The sequence below is a fragment of the Magnetococcus marinus MC-1 genome (assembly GCF_000014865.1).
GTDB classification, from domain to species: domain Bacteria; phylum Pseudomonadota; class Magnetococcia; order Magnetococcales; family Magnetococcaceae; genus Magnetococcus; species Magnetococcus marinus.
Genome location: NC_008576.1, coordinates 1,923,984 through 1,939,977, shown reverse-complemented (window position 1 = coordinate 1,939,977; position 15,994 = coordinate 1,923,984). Strand labels below are relative to the sequence as shown.

At 52.5% G+C, this 15,994-nt stretch carries 14 protein-coding genes; 1 reads left to right on the top strand and 13 read right to left on the bottom strand.

The genetic code is table 11. The features are described from left to right. Window positions 1-53: 53 nt before the first annotated feature. From MMC1_RS08030 to MMC1_RS08000, 7 genes are all read right to left on the bottom strand, one after another. Window positions 54-239 (bottom strand): DUF2065 domain-containing protein, encoded by a 186-nt coding sequence (locus MMC1_RS08030; protein ID WP_011713233.1) that lies wholly within the window; start codon window positions 237-239, stop codon window positions 54-56. Next, window positions 236-1,138, bottom strand: a complete 903-nt coding sequence (gene hflC, locus MMC1_RS08025) for a protease modulator HflC (protein WP_011713232.1) — start codon at window positions 1,136-1,138, stop codon at window positions 236-238. Before hflC ends, MMC1_RS08030 begins: the two co-directional genes overlap by 4 nt. Window positions 1,139-1,151: 13 nt before the next feature. Continuing rightward, the gene (gene hflK, locus MMC1_RS08020; protein WP_011713231.1) at window positions 1,152-2,255 is read right to left on the bottom strand and encodes an FtsH protease activity modulator HflK; all 1,104 of its coding nucleotides are present in this window, start codon (window positions 2,253-2,255) and stop codon (window positions 1,152-1,154) included. An 82-nt stretch (window positions 2,256-2,337) separates the two neighbouring features. After that, a complete protein-coding gene (locus MMC1_RS08015) occupies window positions 2,338-3,009 on the bottom strand; it encodes an RsmE family RNA methyltransferase (protein WP_049757641.1) in 672 nt (223 codons plus the stop codon). A gap of 38 nt (window positions 3,010-3,047) precedes the next feature. Then, window positions 3,048-3,809 carry an RNA methyltransferase gene (locus tag MMC1_RS08010; RefSeq protein WP_049757640.1) on the bottom strand — a complete coding sequence of 254 codons (762 nt, stop codon included), beginning with the start codon at window positions 3,807-3,809 and terminating at the stop codon, window positions 3,048-3,050. A 295-nt stretch (window positions 3,810-4,104) separates the two neighbouring features. Continuing rightward, window positions 4,105-4,380, bottom strand: coding sequence for a hypothetical protein (locus MMC1_RS08005; RefSeq protein ID WP_011713228.1), 276 nt, complete (start codon window positions 4,378-4,380; stop codon window positions 4,105-4,107). A 98-nt stretch (window positions 4,381-4,478) separates the two neighbouring features. Next, a complete protein-coding gene (locus tag MMC1_RS08000; protein WP_011713227.1) occupies window positions 4,479-6,329 on the bottom strand; it encodes a cation:proton antiporter domain-containing protein in 1,851 nt (616 codons plus the stop codon). Between the two features lie 303 nt (window positions 6,330-6,632). Between MMC1_RS08000 and MMC1_RS07995 the strand changes: the two genes are divergently transcribed. Further along, window positions 6,633-7,022, top strand: a complete 390-nt coding sequence (locus tag MMC1_RS07995; RefSeq protein ID WP_011713226.1) for a hypothetical protein — start codon at window positions 6,633-6,635, stop codon at window positions 7,020-7,022. Between the two features lie 94 nt (window positions 7,023-7,116). Here the strand turns inward: MMC1_RS07995 and MMC1_RS07990 are convergent, their stop codons facing one another. The 6 genes from MMC1_RS07990 to eno form a co-directional block, all read right to left on the bottom strand. Further along, window positions 7,117-7,701: a VOC family protein gene (locus tag MMC1_RS07990; RefSeq protein ID WP_011713225.1), complete on the bottom strand. Its 585-nt coding sequence runs from the start codon at window positions 7,699-7,701 to the stop codon at window positions 7,117-7,119. Window positions 7,702-7,900: 199 nt separating this feature from the next. Further along, complete coding sequence (acnB, locus tag MMC1_RS07985) at window positions 7,901-10,453, bottom strand: bifunctional aconitate hydratase 2/2-methylisocitrate dehydratase (RefSeq protein ID WP_041641008.1); 2,553 nt, start codon at window positions 10,451-10,453, stop codon at window positions 7,901-7,903. Window positions 10,454-10,670: 217 nt separating this feature from the next. Next, the gene (gene sppA, locus MMC1_RS07980; RefSeq protein WP_011713223.1) at window positions 10,671-11,723 is read right to left on the bottom strand and encodes a signal peptide peptidase SppA; all 1,053 of its coding nucleotides are present in this window, start codon (window positions 11,721-11,723) and stop codon (window positions 10,671-10,673) included. 358 nt (window positions 11,724-12,081) lie between these two features. Beyond that, the gene (locus MMC1_RS19860; RefSeq protein WP_143711387.1) at window positions 12,082-12,624 is read right to left on the bottom strand and encodes a MerR family transcriptional regulator; all 543 of its coding nucleotides are present in this window, start codon (window positions 12,622-12,624) and stop codon (window positions 12,082-12,084) included. Then, window positions 12,578-14,041 carry an IS4-like element ISMasp2 family transposase gene (locus tag MMC1_RS07970; protein WP_011711719.1) on the bottom strand — a complete coding sequence of 488 codons (1,464 nt, stop codon included), beginning with the start codon at window positions 14,039-14,041 and terminating at the stop codon, window positions 12,578-12,580. The genes MMC1_RS19860 and MMC1_RS07970 overlap by 47 nt, the downstream gene beginning before the upstream one ends. A gap of 624 nt (window positions 14,042-14,665) precedes the next feature. Beyond that, complete coding sequence (gene eno, locus MMC1_RS07965; RefSeq protein ID WP_011713221.1) at window positions 14,666-15,955, bottom strand: phosphopyruvate hydratase; 1,290 nt, start codon at window positions 15,953-15,955, stop codon at window positions 14,666-14,668. Window positions 15,956-15,994: the final 39 nt, after the last annotated feature.

Sequence of the window (15,994 nt, the reverse complement as noted above, 5' to 3'; positions counted from 1 at the left end):
TCCAACAAGCCGGAACTGAGAGACAAGGTTAAGCAGGGACACAACGCCCCCGCTTAACCCCTTACCAGATAGATAATCAACAGGCCGACGATCATCAGCGTCAAACCCGTCTGCCGCAACATCGCGTCGGGCAACGCCATCATACGCTCAACCCAAGAGCGCATCTGCCCCGGTGCCAAAAAATAGGGAATGCCCTCGATGATAAAAACAAGCCCTAGCGCGGTTAACAGATCGTTCACTGCATACCCATGGGGTCTTTAGTGTTAAAGCCTTCCCCCTTTAAACCCCCAAAAAAACCATCGGGGGGGAGAACCAACGTGGTGTTGCCCTCTAAAATGGAGCGTTTATAGGCATCCAACGTACGCAAAAAGCGGTAGAACTCAGGATCCTTATTAAAAGCATCCGCATAGATCCGGGCCGATTCTGCATCACCTTCACCACGCAACGCTTCCGATTTCTCATAGGCCTTTGCCAAAATCACCTCACGCTCACGATCTGCCTGGGAGCGTATCTTACGGGCCTCTTCCTCCCCTTCCGCGCGATACTGCTTGGCCTGCCGCTGACGCTCGGTCTGCATGCGCGAAAAAACCGACTCCTCGTTCTTTTTCGGCAAATCGGTGCGTTTAATACGTACATCAGCAATGGTAATACCAAACTGTACCGCCTGCTTATTGGCTTCATCCGCAATGGCGGTCATCAATTTGCTGCGCTGTCCAGAGACGATCTCCATCATATCGTACTGACCCAACACCTTACGCAGGCTCGAATCAATAACATCCTTCAAGCGTTTGTTGGCCTCGTACTCATTGCCCACCACCTGATAATATTTCAATGCATCGGTAATACGCCACCGGGCATAGTTATCCACAGTCAGGTTTTTCTTGTCCTTAGAAAGCACGCTGGTAGGATCTTGATCGTAGTTGAGAAGCCGCGTCTCCATACGTTTAACATTTTGAATAAGCGGCAATTTAAAATGCAAGCCCGGCTCTGTTATCACCGCCACTGGACGCCCTAACTGCAACACCAGCGCCTGCTCCGTCTGGTGCAGCGTATAAGCCGACATCGACAGCACAAACAGTAGGCCCGCCACCAACAACAGCACACCACCGGTTAGTGTATTTTGATCTTTAACATTCATGATAGATCCTCCCTCAAGGCTGCTGCTGCGGTGTTTTGCCGCTGCCAAAAATGCGTGAATCCAGGGGGAGATGCGGTAATACCCCTCGCCCGGCTTCAGGAGAGATGATCACTTTATTGGCCCGCGCCATAACCTCTTCCATGGTCTCAAGATAGAGACGCGTACGGGTTATGTCCTTGGCCTTTTTATACTCGACATAGAGGTTGTTAAAGCGCTCAACATCACCACGCGCCCGCGCCACCTTGGACTGCTTGTAAGCTTCGGCCTCGTTGATCAACTGGGCCGAAGTACCCATCGCCTTGGGTAGAATATCCGCACTGTACCCTTGCGCTTCGTTGACCTTACGCACTTTATCCTCGCGTGCACTGGCCACATCTTTAAAGGCGTCAATCACCTCTTCAGGGGGCTGTACCTGCTGCAACTGCACCCCCTCAATCTGATAACCCGAGCGGTAGCTATCCAAGATTTCTTGAACAAGTTCCCGTGTTTGCGTCTCAATCTGCTCCTTACCACTGGTTAGAGCTTCATCAATCTTGTTTTTACCCACCACCTCACGCAGTGCGGTTTCCGAGGCTTGCCGGATCAGCAGCGAAGGATCACGAATCTCCCGTCCCCGCGTACCGCTGACCACATCCGAAACCTGAAACAGCGAATCCGCTGCATCCTTGATTTTAAACTGCACCGACATGTTGATATCGATAATGTTCTCATCACCGGTCAACATTTTAGACTCTGCCGGCACGTCGATCTCACGGCTGCCATTAGAGCGAAAACCAATCTCAATGCGCTGGTTTTGCAGAACTTTAGGCTTTCCTTCCACACTTTCGATGGGCCAGGGTAGGTGCATGTTTACACCGGGACCTGTTGTCTCAACATATTTCCCAAAACGCACCACCACCGCCTGCTCATTGGGGCCCACGGTATAGATTCCGGTGGCAAACCACCCCACCAGGACAACCCCCAAGATAAAGATTAGACTGAGTTTTCCACCCGGGAGATTGCCACCACCAAAACGATCTTTAGCGGCACGCAGTATCTGCTCCAGGTCGGGCTGTTGCGGATTGTTGGGACGTTGACCCCATGGGCCTTGGTCGCCACCGTTTCCGTTCCAGGACATATCGAACTCCTCACGATGAAGGGTCTAAAAAGGGATAATGAGACGGGCTCTACAACCAACAAAATAGCACGCCAGTTGAGGATTATTTCCCAGCCTCGCCGGGATGTAAAGGGTTGTCTGCTGCGGCAATCCAAGAGAGTGCCATCAGCGCGGCGGTTTCGGTGCGCAACAAACGCGGCCCAAGATTGCGTGGTGCCACCCCTCTTGCGCGAAAAATCGCCAGATCCTGCTCACCCCACCCCCCTTCTGGGCCCACAAACAGTTGCACAGCCCCCTGTAGAGGCTCCCCCAGCAAGGGGGTTGGCGACAGATCCAGATACCACTGGGCCATGCCCACGCCCTGTTCGATGGCCTGCTCCAACGTCAGGGGTTCACCGACCCTAGGCAAAACAGCGCGTCGACACTGGCGGGCGGCACGCTGTAGAATACGCACCCATCCCCCCTGTTTTGCCAATGCCGGGGCATCTTCATGGTAGGATTTTTCGGTGATCACCGGATAGATAGCCGTCGCACCCAGCTCAACCCCCTTTTCCAAGATCCATAAAAAGCGTTCTCGGTTGGGCATGGCCTGCATCAACACACGGGGGGCTGGCGGTTCGGGAGAGTAGCTCAGGGTTGCAAAAACCCGCATAGAGTGCCCATCAGCCAGCAAACGCGCCCGATAAAAACACCCCGCATGGCAGACGGTAAAGAGCTCCCCCACCCGCGCCTGCCAAGCCAGCAGAGCCTGCGCCGCCGATGGGTGTAAGGGCACATCACACTCCATAGCGGTGGGGGCATGCGCCAGTTTAATTAACGTTGCAGAGCCGAAATCTTGCGTGCGCAATGGTGGATAACCTCTGTAAGTATACCCCGTAGAATGGTGATTTCTCGGCGATCCAGCGCCGCTCGGTTAAAGAGCGCCTTGAGGGTACCCATCATCTGTTTGTAGCGGTCCGGTTGGATAAAGTCGATCTGCATCAAAACATCCTGCAAATGGTCAAAAAACCGCACCATCTCATCTTGGCTTGCCAAGGCATCATCCCGCTGCGGATCGTGCACAGGAACCTCCCCTAGCCCCTGCCCAAGCATCAATTCATAGGCGACCAACATCACCGCCTGCGAAAGATTTAAGGAGCCCTTCTCCCCATGGGTGGGGATGGTGCAGATCCAGTGGCACCGCTCCACATCCGCTGTTTCCAGACCGGTACGTTCGGTGCCAAATAAAATGCCCACCCGGCTACTGGCAAGCTGCTGTTTTGGGTCTAAGCGCACCCCTAACTCACGAGGGCTCATGACTTGATGCCGTTGCCCACGTCCCCGCCGGGTGACGGCGACCAGATGGTTAAGATCGGCCGTGGCCGCATCCAACGAATCAAACACCTGAATGGTTGGGATGCGCGCAGCGGTACCCGCCGCCCAAGCCTCCACGTCAGGATGGGGAAAAAATCGTGGTCTGACCAAACGCAAATGCTCAAACCCCATATTGGTGATCGCCCGCAATGCGGCACCTACATTTCCCCCGTGGGAGGGGTGATCCAAAATAAACACCGGACCGGATAATGGTTCATTCATGCGATTTTCAACCACATTTAATCGACACCCTTCAGCCAATCTGCGATCAGGCACTCACCCGGATCTTTCATGAATCCCAGACGCTCTTGCTTGATTTTCGAATTTTAAAGAACTTTTTAGCGCTTGAAAATATCAATAACTATTCTTTTGCGACCTAAAAAGTCCTTTAAAATACAAATCTATTCGCGATCATCAAAGGGATTCATGAAAGATCCGGGCTGGGTGATGTTGATAACAAAACGGGATGATCCATGGATCATCCCGTCACGATCTGGCTGCCCGCGTTGGCGCAGCCTTAATCTTCGTGCAACAAGCAATCTAGGCCACCCTTGCCCCCTTTTCGTTTGCAGCGGTCCACCATGTTTTTGGCTATCGAGAGGGACATCCACACCCCTAACAGCGGCATAAACACAGATAACAGCACCTGCAACCCGCCTAACACCGTCTCACCATCATGGCCCGTCGCCAAACCATCCATGGCCATCCGCGCACCGGTACTGGTCCCCACCCAAAACAGCAGGACGATCATTCCACCCAGCACCAAGGCACTCAATAATTTAAACGCTTTCATCGCTGTCCACACCTTAATAGTTAATGCCCCCGGCGTAGACAACGCAGGTGACGGATATAGGCTGAACCGCCGAGCATACACAATTGGACACATTTCTCCTATGTCTCTTTTGTAAAAGGCGCTTCCGGCGCGCCAGACAGCACCACGCCAACCCCTGTCGCCGGAGCGAGCCCAACCCCTTGGGCGAGCCCCATATCTGCCCCCGGCACCAGCGCATCCTCAGCTGCTGCGGTCGGCTTTGTTATGGCGGCAGACAAGCTCCACGATCCAATAAATCCTGGCTGCCACTCACAGCTCAGGGCATGACCTAGCAACATGCGGGCTGTCTCTTTTGGGTAGTTCACCATCGCTTTAATGGGTAGATCGTCCAGCATGTGCGCTTCACCCTGGTGGGTGGCCGTGGTGACAATAACGGGATGGTCGCAAACACGGGCCACGGCTTTACCGATCAGTCGTTTGCTCTTCTCATCCCCCACCGTGATAATGACTGCGGCGGCGTCATTGACATGGGCCATTTTAAGCAGATGATCCTGAGCGGCATTACCAAAAATAATGGCGTGTCCCTCATCCACCCCCTGCCCCACCAGCGATTGCTGGTGTTCAATGCAGACGTAGGGATAACCCGCCTCTTGCAGCTGAATCACCACCTCCCGCCCAACAGGTCCATAACCACACACTACCACATGGTTTTTTTCCAAGGTGATGGGCACACAACGGTGGTAGCCACACACCACCAAGCGATTATGCGCCTCGCCCTTGAACGGACCCGTCGGGTCATCCGCCCCAGCATCTTTGGCCAGACGACCGCCATCCTTATGGATACCCTTCAACATAAACGGCGCAACCAGCATCGAGCATACTAAGGTGGTCACCATAAACTGGTGGACCTGGGGCTCAAGCAGCTGCAACCGCAACGCCAGTTCCAGGATGGCAAATGAAAAACCCCCGCCTTGGGCAATCGCCAACGCCGATTTTAATGCCACCTCACGGCTACCGGTAAGCCGCACCACCGCAAAGGTGATCGCAGTTTTAAAGACAATCAGCAGCAGTGTGGCCATCAAAATCCAGTGTAAATTCTGCACCGCAAAATTCAGGTCAACCTGCATACCCACGGTAATAAAAAACACACCCAGCAATAAATCCCGAAACGGCACCAAATCTGCCTCCACCTGGTGCTTGTACTGTGTTTCGGCCAGCATCATACCCGCCAGCAATGATCCCAAAGCGTAAGAAAAGCCCAAGGCATGGGTCAGCAAGGCCGCCGAGACCACCACCATTAAAATAGAGGCGACAAAGGCTTCCTGAGAGCGCATTTCACTCACGGCGGCCAACAAGCGTGTCACCCCAAAACGCCCTACCACATAAATAATCGCAAACGCGACCAACGCCCCAACCACCGTCTCCACCAGCAGCAAGGCTATGTGCGTTTGTGTATGCATACCCAAAAAACCCACCAGCAGCAACATCGGCACCACGCTGATCTCTTGAAACAGCAAAACCCCTACCGTGACTTGACCATAGGGCTTACCGATGTCCTTATTTTCATAAAGGGTCTTGAGCACAATTGCCGTAGAGGAGAGCGCCACACTCAAACCAATAACCAAGGCGCTTGGCATGGCCATGGTATACATAGAGATCGCCCCAAAACAGACAATGAGCGCGGTCAGCCCCACCTGTAGGCCACCCACCAAAAAAACGGCATGGCGCATCTGCCTAAGGCGCTGCAAGGAAAACTCCAACCCCACCGTAAACAGCAGGAACACCACCCCCATCTCCGCCACATCCCGCAACAGACCCGATTGGTCATAATGAAAACCAAGGGCTCCTGAAACCACCATCCCTGCCAGCACATACCCCACCAACAGTGGCAAGCCAAAGCGCCTAAGCAGCAGCGCCAGCCCCACCGATATGGCAGAGGTCAAGGTTATAAGAAGCAGATAATCGTGCATCACAATCCTGTACTCACCAAAAAAAGCCCACTACGTCCGATTGTACGGGCTATGTCTATAAGACCTCAAATTTTTCATATGCTCCCTTGTTTTCAAATGCTTGTCCAGTAGCTTTAAGCATAAGCTTGGCATTTATCCCATGGGATCCTCAAAAAAAACGAGGTTTTGTAAATTTTTGTTAAAGCTCCGCCCTGTGATGCCGAAAAGAACCCCATAAAGATCCTGGATGGATGAGTACCTATAAAGGGCCGTCGCCCCCATGGAAGGTGAGAGATAACGGTCTTCAGGTGAAGGACGAAATCGATGAATACCATCCAAAACATGCCCGCAGGAGTATCTGGTTCAACATCGCAGCAGGTTGCACGCTCCCCTAAAGCCCAAGTTGCCCAGGGAAGCGGCAAATCTGGTCAGGAGCAAGTAAAGGCGTTTATCAGTCGACAAACAAGCCAGGCGGCTAAGCAGGCTGCACAGAGTGGGAAACAAGCGTTTCAGCGCATCATGCCTGAACCCCCCTCACCGGGAGAGATGCAGCAAGCCCGCGACGAAGCAACACGGGTAGCACGGCGTATCTACGCCAACAACCCGGTTCGCCAGTTCACTGAAGGTAGTCGCGTTGCCGACGCCTATAAACGCCAGCAGCAGGGTGTGAATATAAGCGCTCCCCCACCCTCGCTTGCAGATGCTTTCGCCTAACAAATAGTGAAAAGGCAGGCTTAACAGCCTGCCTTTTCTCGTTTCACACCCTAAAATAGCCTGCCGCCAACCTGCGTGCCGCTCAACGCTACCCTTAGGTGATCAATTGAAAATGGTCACTGCCCTCACCCGACACCATAATACGCTCCTCCTCGGGGATTGGATCGGGTTTGGGCCAACGTCCAGGCACCGGTTCTGACCGGCATAGAATCGACTCCTCAGGCTGATCATCACGCAAATCAGGCCGATCAAGCACATTTAAACCCGGTGCGTTGCAGGTAAACTCAATGGGAATACCGTTAGGGTCATACGAGTAGATCGAGTGAAAATAGCCATGGTCAATCAGATCACTACAGGGTATCTCAGCCCCCTCCAAGCGACCCATCATATCCCACAAGCGGTTATCGTTCTCAACCCCAACAGAGATATGGTCAAAAGCAAACGGCCCATCCACCGGATCACCATGGCGACGTAGGGGTAATTTTTTTACTTCAGGCCACTCAAAAAAGGAGATCCGAGAATCCCCTGACACTTCAAAAAAGTACTGCCTGTAACCTGGTCGGCCATAGGCATAGACCAAGCGCATGCCTAACAGATCCCGCCAAAAGCGCACCGTTGCCTCGATATCCTGCGTCGCAAATGCGACATGATGCAAACCGGTATATTCATACAGACTCATTGTTCCAACTCCAAGCAAGCTCACTTGTAACAGAGACGAACGACCCATAACCTGCACAAGGGCTTTGAATGCTTATGGATAGATAAAGTTGCCTTAAAAAAAGTACTCATTCACTACCTATTTAATCAACCCCTTATTTTCAATAAAAAAACCCGGCAGCCATAGACTACCGGGTTTTTTATTTAACACACCCTATGGATCAAGCAGCGTGAATAGGGATCACGCCATTGTTCTCATAATTTTCAATTTCATGGAAATTGAGGTAACGGTAGAGATCGGCCGCAAAGGGATCAATACGATCCTTAGAGATGGCCAGATACTCGGCAACGGTGGGTAATTTACCCATCATTGCCGTCACCGCGGCCAGCTCAGCGCTGCCCAGGTAAACCTGCGCACCTTTGCCTAAGCGGTTGTCAAAGTTACGGGTCGAGGTGGAGAAAACCACCGAATTATCCCGCACCCGCGCTTGGTTGCCCATGCACAGGGAGCAGCCGGGCATCTCCATACGCGCACCTGCTTTGCCAAAGATGCTATAGACACCCTCATCAATAAGCTGCTGCTCATCCATACGGGTGGGAGGCGCGACCCACATGCGACCGGGCACCTGGGGCTGACCATCCAGCACCTTTGCCGCCGCACGGAAGTGACCAATGTTGGTCATGCAGGAACCCAAAAACACCTCATCGACAGGATTACCCGCCACTTCACTGAGCAGTTTCACATCATCGGGGTCATTGGGACAGCAGACCACGGGCTCTTTGATCTCGCTTAGATCAATTTCAATGATCTTGGCGTACTCGGCATCGGCATCGGGTTGCAACAGTACCGGATTGGCCAACCAAGCCTGCATCGCCTCAATCCGTGCCTGTAGGGTCTCTCTATGGCCATAACCCCGCTTGAGCATATTTTTGATCAACACCACGTTGGAGCTGATATACTCGATCACCGGGGCTTTATCCAGATGTACGGTACAGGCCGCAGCGGAACGCTCTGCGGAGGCATCCGCCAATTCAAAAGCCTGTTCCACTTTAAGATTGGGCAGACCTTCAATCTCCAGCACACGTCCGGCGAAGATATTTTTCTTACCCTTTTTCTCAACCGTCAGCAGCCCTTGCTGGATGGCCGCCCAAGGAATGACGTTCACCACATCACGCAGGGTAATACCGGGTTGCAGCTCACCTTTAAAGCGCACCAGCACCGATTCTGGCATCACCAGCGGCATGGAGCCGGTGGCGGCGGCAAACGCCACCAGACCAGAGCCCGCAGGGAAAGAGATCCCAATGGGGAAACGGGTGTGGCTGTCACCGCCGGTACCCACCGTGTCTGGCAGGCAAAAACGGTTTAACCAGCTATGGATCACGCCGTCACCCACGCGCAACGCCACCCCACCACGATCTTCAAAAAACTGACCCAACGTATTGTGGGTTTTAATATCCACTGACTTAGGGTAAGCCGCCGTGTGGCAGAAGGACTGTACCGTAAAATCAGCGGTATATTTTAGACACGCCAGTTCTTTGATTTCGTCGCGGGTCATGGGGCCTGTGGTATCCTGCGAACCCACCGTGGTCATCTTGGGCTCACAATATTCACCAGGACGCACACCCACCTTACCCACCGCCTTGCCCACCATCTTTTGCGCCAGGGTATAACCCTTGCCGCTATCGGCGGGCTGCTCTGGATCGGTAAACAGCTTGATGGGACCCAAGCCCAGGGCATCACGGGCTTGCGTGGTCAATTTACGGCCGATAATCAGGTTAACGCGGCCACCGGCACGTACTTCATCGGCCAAGGTGTTAGGCTTGAGCTCAAAGGTGCTCAGCACCGCACCATCGCGTGTGATTTCGCCGGTTTTGGTGTTGATGGTGATCACATCACCGGTGTTCATGCCGGTCACATCACACTGGATCGGCAACATGCCCGAATCTTCTGCTGTATTGAAGAAGATCGGTGCAATGGTCCCACCAATCACCACCCCACCGGTACGCTTGGCCGGTACATAAGGGATGTCGCTGCCGGTATGCCAAATCACCGAGTTGGCCGCCGATTTACGGGATGAACCGGTCCCCACCACGTCGCCCACATAGGCAACGGGGTAGCCCTTGCTCTTGAGCTGCGCGAGCTTATCTAGGGCATCGGGCATGCGCGCCACCAGCATCGCTTTGGCATGCATGGGGATATCCGGACGGCTCCAAGCTTCTGAAGCGGGAGAAAGATCGTCGGTATTGGTTTCACCTTCCACCTTGAAAACCGTTACCGTAACCTCTTCGGGCATCTCGGGGCGGCTGGTAAACCAAGTAGCATTGGCCCAATTTTCCATGACTTGACGGGCACTGGCGTTGCTCTTGGCCTTGGCGGCTACCTCTTCAAAACCATCGTAGACCAGCAGGGTGACAGAGAGCGCCTCAACGGCACCGGCCGCCAGCTCGGCATCATCCAGCAGATCCACCAAGGGTTTAACGTTATAACCACCGATCATGGTGCCCAACAAGCGGGTAGCCTCGGCACGATCAATCAGTGAACAGGCCACACTACCCTTAGCCACCTGACCCAAAAACTCTGCCTTAACTTTAGAGGCATCATCCACCCCAGGAGGAATCTGATTTTTAATCAGCTCCAACAGGGTATCTTCTTCTCCAGCAGGGGGATTTTTTAGCAGTTCCACCAGTTCCGCGGTCTGCTGGGCGTCCAAGGGAAGCGGGGGCACCCCTTCGGCTTCACGTTCGGCGACATGTTGGCGATAAGCTTCAAGCATTGAAAACCTCCATTGTGGCGCGTCCATACGCGCCGGACACTGGCTTTGGAATGCAATATGCATCCCTGTTTAACCCTACCCTCGTTTTCATCACCATGATGAATGGCAGGGATTTTTTCCGGATAGCTCTATATAGGCAACTTAACCCCGGATGTAAAGCCCCGTTTCTAACGGAGTCGCAATCTTCCTGCTCACCCCCAGCGGGAGCGGGCAAACATTACCAGCCTAAGTAGGGTTGCTGCTGGCTTAATTTCATAAACAGAGTACCGGTGCTGCTGGAGATCTCTTTAAAAAAGCGATCTGACCAATGCCGGTTTTGGTGATACTCCATCACCTCGGTGATTTTGATCTTTTCCCGTGCCAACCAATCCACCGAACCCAAACCGTCCACCAAACCCAGGGTCACGGCTTGCTCACCGGTCCAGATGAGCCCGTTAAACAGCTTGTCGTCGTCCGCCTTCAAGCGCTTACCCCGACCTTTTTTTACCACCTCAATAAACTGCGCGTGAATCTGGTTAAGCAACCCTTGGGCGTGGGCCTTTTCAGCGCTATCCACTGGAGCCAGGGGGTCCAAAAAGGCTTTATGGTTACCAGCGGTAAGCGTGCGATTTTCCAGCCCCACCTGTTCGGCCAGTTTTTCCAGACCAAACCCCTTCATAATCACTCCAATAGAGCCAACCAGGGTTGCTTTATCGGCGTAGATCTCATCCGCAGCGGCGGCCACGTAGTAACCCCCGGAGGCACACAGATCCTCCAAAGCGGCATAGACCTTAATCTCTTTATGTTCAGCCCGGAGCCGCACGATTTCATCGTAGATCATGCCCGCCTGCACAGGACTGCCACCTGGACTATTAATACGCAAAACCACCGCTTTGGTATTTTCGTCCTTAAAGGCCTCTTGCAGATTTTTTATGACCTCATCAGCATCCAGATCCGACTCTGGCATGATGGCCCCCACCATTTTAACCACCGCCACATGGGGTTCACTGGCGCTGGCGCTGCTGCCCTCTTCAAAGTCACCCCGGTTGAGCAGCGCCATGGTCGCCACCAAATAAAGAACAATAAACAGTCGAAACAGATTTTTACTGCGCCGCCCCCGTTTTTGTTCATTGAGCCCCTCTTTAACCAAGCTTTCCAACATGGCCCGCTCGGCAAAACGGCTCTCCTCCATAGACTTTAGCATCTGGTGAAGATGACTCTCTGGCTCCGCAGCGCTGGGCCGAGTCGGTTGTGCCTGATCTTCCAATGATGGTTCGTGCCAATCAGCCATAATAACCCATACAATCTGTTTATGAGGGAATGCGTAAAAACCGGAAGCAGTTTACACGGTTTGTGCCGCACTTCAAACGGCTTTCAACCATGTTGACCGTTTCCATTTAATTACTAGAAAAATATGTTATTCGACACGTTCCTTGAATTGTTCGCATTTAACCACTAAGCCAACCCCAAATTTTATCGACAATCAATTGATTTTAAACACCCTCGCGCACAACGACCGACCCTTGAATCAACCGCCATGCCCAGCAACACCAAAATAATTTGGCGCTGACCCCACAAAAAGGCACCCATCGTGGTCAATGGGTGCCTTTTTTTTGATACGCCGGCTTATCATAGGGGCGTTATCGGCATCAAGCGCGCCCCACCAGTCTTAACTCATCGCCCGCATCATCCTTGAATCGTATATCGATATAATTTTTCAGTTTACTCACACAGAAGCGCATTTCGTAAACCTCGCACTCCCGGCACTCCTGACCCGAGTGATCACACAGATTATCTTTATTGGCCCAACAAGGCAGCTGGTTATCCTCAATCACGGGGCAGTTATGCTTGTTATGAAACGAGCATTTTTTACTTTCCCAACATGGGATTAACGACATCAAACGACGGATGCCCGCAATGCTGATACCGGTTTTAATCAGTTTTCGTACTTCCAGCAACCACTCCACATCCCGCTCATTAAAATAACGGGTACCAGCGTTGTTCTTGTAGGCAATAAATAGCCCTTCACGCTCATACATGTGGATTGTACGAATAGAGACCCCCAAACGCTTAGCCACCACCCCGATCTTAACCATCTGATCGGGTGGAATGCGTTCATCCGCCGACTCTTCCGCACCTACATACTCAAGTTTCGCAGTTCGTTTCGGCCAGAATTTGACGTTGTGAACCAAGGGGATCGAGCATCAATGCCTTGCTGAGCCAAGCCTCGACCTCCTGTTCAAAGAGTTCAATTACCTCGTTTTTTTGGTGATTTTCAAGAATGGATGTTCGGCCAAGGGCATCATTGAAGATGGCGCGGAAGGTATGCCAGAGCTTTCGGGCATAGGTCAAAGCGGCCAGATTGTGGGCGAGTTGATCCCGCTGGCTGCCTTTGATCGCCACCATGCTGGAGAGAACAGCATGGCGCATGGCAGCTAGGTGTAGGCAGGCGATGACTGCTTCGAAGGATCGGACGGATTCATTAAGGAAACCAAGGTGCTGTTTGGATTCCTTGTAGAAAACTTCGATTCCCCAGCGGTTGGCGTAGTGCTCGATCATATTTGACAGCCCCATTGACCGGTCTGTGGTCAGAAAGACGGCCCACTCCTTCGAGCCGGTTTTCGGATCGATCAGCCGGACGAAGAACAGACGTATAAGGCCGATTTCGGGGTGCTCTGCATCTAGGAAGGTTCCTTTGAAGCGCTTGGACCCCTTAGCTTTCCTGATCTTGCCCTTGGCAAACCGGGTGTAAAGTTCGGCACTGGTCAGTCTCTCGCCCTGGAATAGGAACTTGGTGTTGTTGCGCTTCCATCGGATCAGGGGGACCACGCCCAGATCCAGGATTTTCTTGACGAACTTAACCGATGAGTACCAAGCATCGGCGAGAAAATACTGGGCCGGAATCCCAGCTTGAATGGCTCTGGCAACCATGTCGACAGTCTGATCAAGCTTAGACATCTTGGCCGCCTCACGGTAACGCCGTCCAAGATGTGAGCGACAATCGAACCGGTAACTGAGGATGTGGAGCAGATTGCTGATCAGAGGCCGCTTTGAAAAACGCAAAGCGGCATCCAGTGGCAAGGTTCCCTGCTTGTTAACCCAGACCAAGTGGGCTGCTTCAAAACCTGCAACTGAGCGGCCGGTATTGTGGTCATGATGCCAGCAAACACCTTCAATACGATCACCACGCTTCTCTTTGACGGTGGTATCGGCAACAAGGTAGCCGGGGCCGAGATCCAGCGTTCGCCACTGGGGTAGTAACTTTTTGATTAGCGCCCAATGCGCATTCCGCCATGGAAATTGGCGTTGGAGCAACCGGTAGAAGGTATCCTTGCCTACCGCGAAGACCGACAGAAAGTGGTCGCGGCAAAAAAGGTGAATGGATGGCACCTTCAACAGAGGATGCAGGATCAGTAACATGATCAGCGTCGGAAGATCCTTCCCCGTTCGTTTGCTCCATCCGCGCCGATTGAATATCGCCTGGAAGCCAATTTCCTGGAGAAAATCGACGATAGCGTTATCTACGCCGAATACTCCAAAGGATTGGGTTTTGATCTCGTCAATCATGGGGGTAGGCACAGTAGCCTGTTCCCTGTTATGCTGATTCATGAAGCTGGCCTCGTCCCTGAGCTATCTGACTGATTCGACACCAGAATTATAGCATACACGAGGCAGCTTTGCCCTTGACTTGGTTGGCAAATATCAGTCCAATTGATCGGTCAACGAACTGCGAAACTTGAGCTACATAGTGTTGTAACATAAATAATCCCTCCAACCCCGTTGCTTTGGTCATGGGTATCACCCCCCCTTTCACACCTGTTCCCCAACAGGATAAAGGGGGTCAGCCACCGACCGCCCCCCTCTCTCAACGAATGGGAGCCAGCGCGGCCTTGTATACAATTGTAAATTTTGTAAAACAATTGATACTTTACCCTAGCAATATCAATATGCCGCTTCAATATAAATTTTCAACCTTGCGCCATTATTAGAAGATACCTATATATTAATACGTTGCCGCATATCCTTCTGTTCAAAAAAAATCTGTTTATTCACAAATTGATAGAGATTTTTCATGATCTTTTGTTGCCAAGGCCGTTTTCCCTCATTTGATTTGTAACACTATCTGTAACAAGGGCGGGTAAAAACTCTTTTTGGCTTAAAAAAAAGGGAGACCCCTACAGGGGGTCCCCCTTTTTTTCTTAATCCCTGGCAAAATGGCGCTAACGGCCACCCTTAGCGCAGGTTGTAAAACACCTTCATACCCTCAAAACGGGCCATGCCGCCCAACTCCTCCTCAATGCGGATCAGTTGGTTATATTTGGCAATACGGTCCGAACGGCTCATGGAACCGGTTTTGATTTGACCCGCATTCAAAGCAACGGCGATGTCGGCGATGGTGGCATCTTCGGTTTCACCGGAACGGTGCGAAATCACCGCCGTGTAACCGGCCCGCTGCGCCATCTCGACCGCTTCAAAGGTTTCGGTCAGAGTACCAATTTGGTTCACCTTCACCAAAATGGAGTTTGCAATACCCTTGCTAATCCCCTCGGCCAAAATTTTGCTGTTGGTCACAAACAGATCATCACCCACCAACTGGATTTTATTGCCTAAAGCCTCTGTCATCAGCTTCCAGCCATCCCAATCGCTCTCATCAAAGCCATCTTCAATGGAGATAATGGGATATTTTGCCACCAGATCCTCATAGAAGGCGACCAGCTCTTGTTTGGTCAACACACGACCTTCACCCGTCAAATCATAGTTACCGGTCTCTTTGTTATAAAACTCAGAGGAGGCACAATCCAATGCCAGCTTGATATCTTCACCAGGCTTGTAACCCGCAGCCTCAATGGCCTCCACAATCACCTTCAAGGCCTCTTCATTGGAACCCAGGTTGGGGGCAAAACCACCCTCGTCACCCACGGCGGTATTGAGCCCCTTGCTTTTGAGCACCTTCTTGAGACTATGAAAGACCTCCGCCCCCATACGGATTGCCTCTGTGCAGCTTGTCGCGGCCACAGGCATAATCATAAACTCTTGAATATCAACATTGTTATCCGCATGCGCACCACCATTGATAATGTTCATCATCGGCACAGGCAACAAGGAGGTGTTGGTACCCCCCAAATAGCGGTACAGCGGCAGGTCACACTCATCGGCGGCCGCTTTGGCTACCGCCATGGAGATACCCAGGATCGCATTGGCACCCAAACGGCTCTTATTGTGGGTTCCGTCCAGGGCGATCATCGCGGCATCAATACCCTTTTGATCAGCCACTTCCATACCCAACACCACCTCGGCTAAGACGGTATTAACAGCATCCACCGCCTTGCGCACACCCTTGCCCAAAAAGCGGCTTTTATCCCCATCGCGCAGCTCTACCGCTTCGCGGGAACCCGTGGAGGCCCCTGACGGTACCGCTGCACGGCCAAAACCGCCATCTTCGGTATAAACATCCACCTCAACAGTGGGGTTGCCACGGGAATCAATAACTTCACGACCATGGATCTCTACGATACTGCTCATCTTCGTACTCCGTCTCCGGGTAAGCGGATTTGTGGATGG

Bases quoted from the DNA above. Each gene is read 5' to 3' on its own strand.
- hflC (WP_011713232.1), bottom strand. From the start codon at position 1,138: ATGAATGTTAAAGATCAAAATACACTAACCGGTGGTGTGCTGTTGTTG.
- hflK (WP_011713231.1), bottom strand. From the start codon at position 2,255: ATGTCCTGGAACGGAAACGGTGGCGACCAAGGCCCATGGGGTCAACGT.
- MMC1_RS08010 (WP_049757640.1), bottom strand. From the start codon at position 3,809: ATGAATGAACCATTATCCGGTCCGGTGTTTATTTTGGATCACCCCTCC.
- MMC1_RS08005 (WP_011713228.1), bottom strand. From the start codon at position 4,380: ATGAAAGCGTTTAAATTATTGAGTGCCTTGGTGCTGGGTGGAATGATC.
- MMC1_RS08000 (WP_011713227.1), bottom strand. From the start codon at position 6,329: ATGCACGATTATCTGCTTCTTATAACCTTGACCTCTGCCATATCGGTG.
- MMC1_RS07995 (WP_011713226.1), top strand. From the start codon at position 6,633: ATGAATACCATCCAAAACATGCCCGCAGGAGTATCTGGTTCAACATCG.
- MMC1_RS07990 (WP_011713225.1), bottom strand. From the start codon at position 7,701: ATGAGTCTGTATGAATATACCGGTTTGCATCATGTCGCATTTGCGACG.
- acnB (WP_041641008.1), bottom strand. From the start codon at position 10,453: ATGCTTGAAGCTTATCGCCAACATGTCGCCGAACGTGAAGCCGAAGGG.
- sppA (WP_011713223.1), bottom strand. From the start codon at position 11,723: ATGGCTGATTGGCACGAACCATCATTGGAAGATCAGGCACAACCGACT.
- MMC1_RS07970 (WP_011711719.1), bottom strand. From the start codon at position 14,041: ATGAATCAGCATAACAGGGAACAGGCTACTGTGCCTACCCCCATGATT.
- eno (WP_011713221.1), bottom strand. From the start codon at position 15,955: ATGAGCAGTATCGTAGAGATCCATGGTCGTGAAGTTATTGATTCCCGT.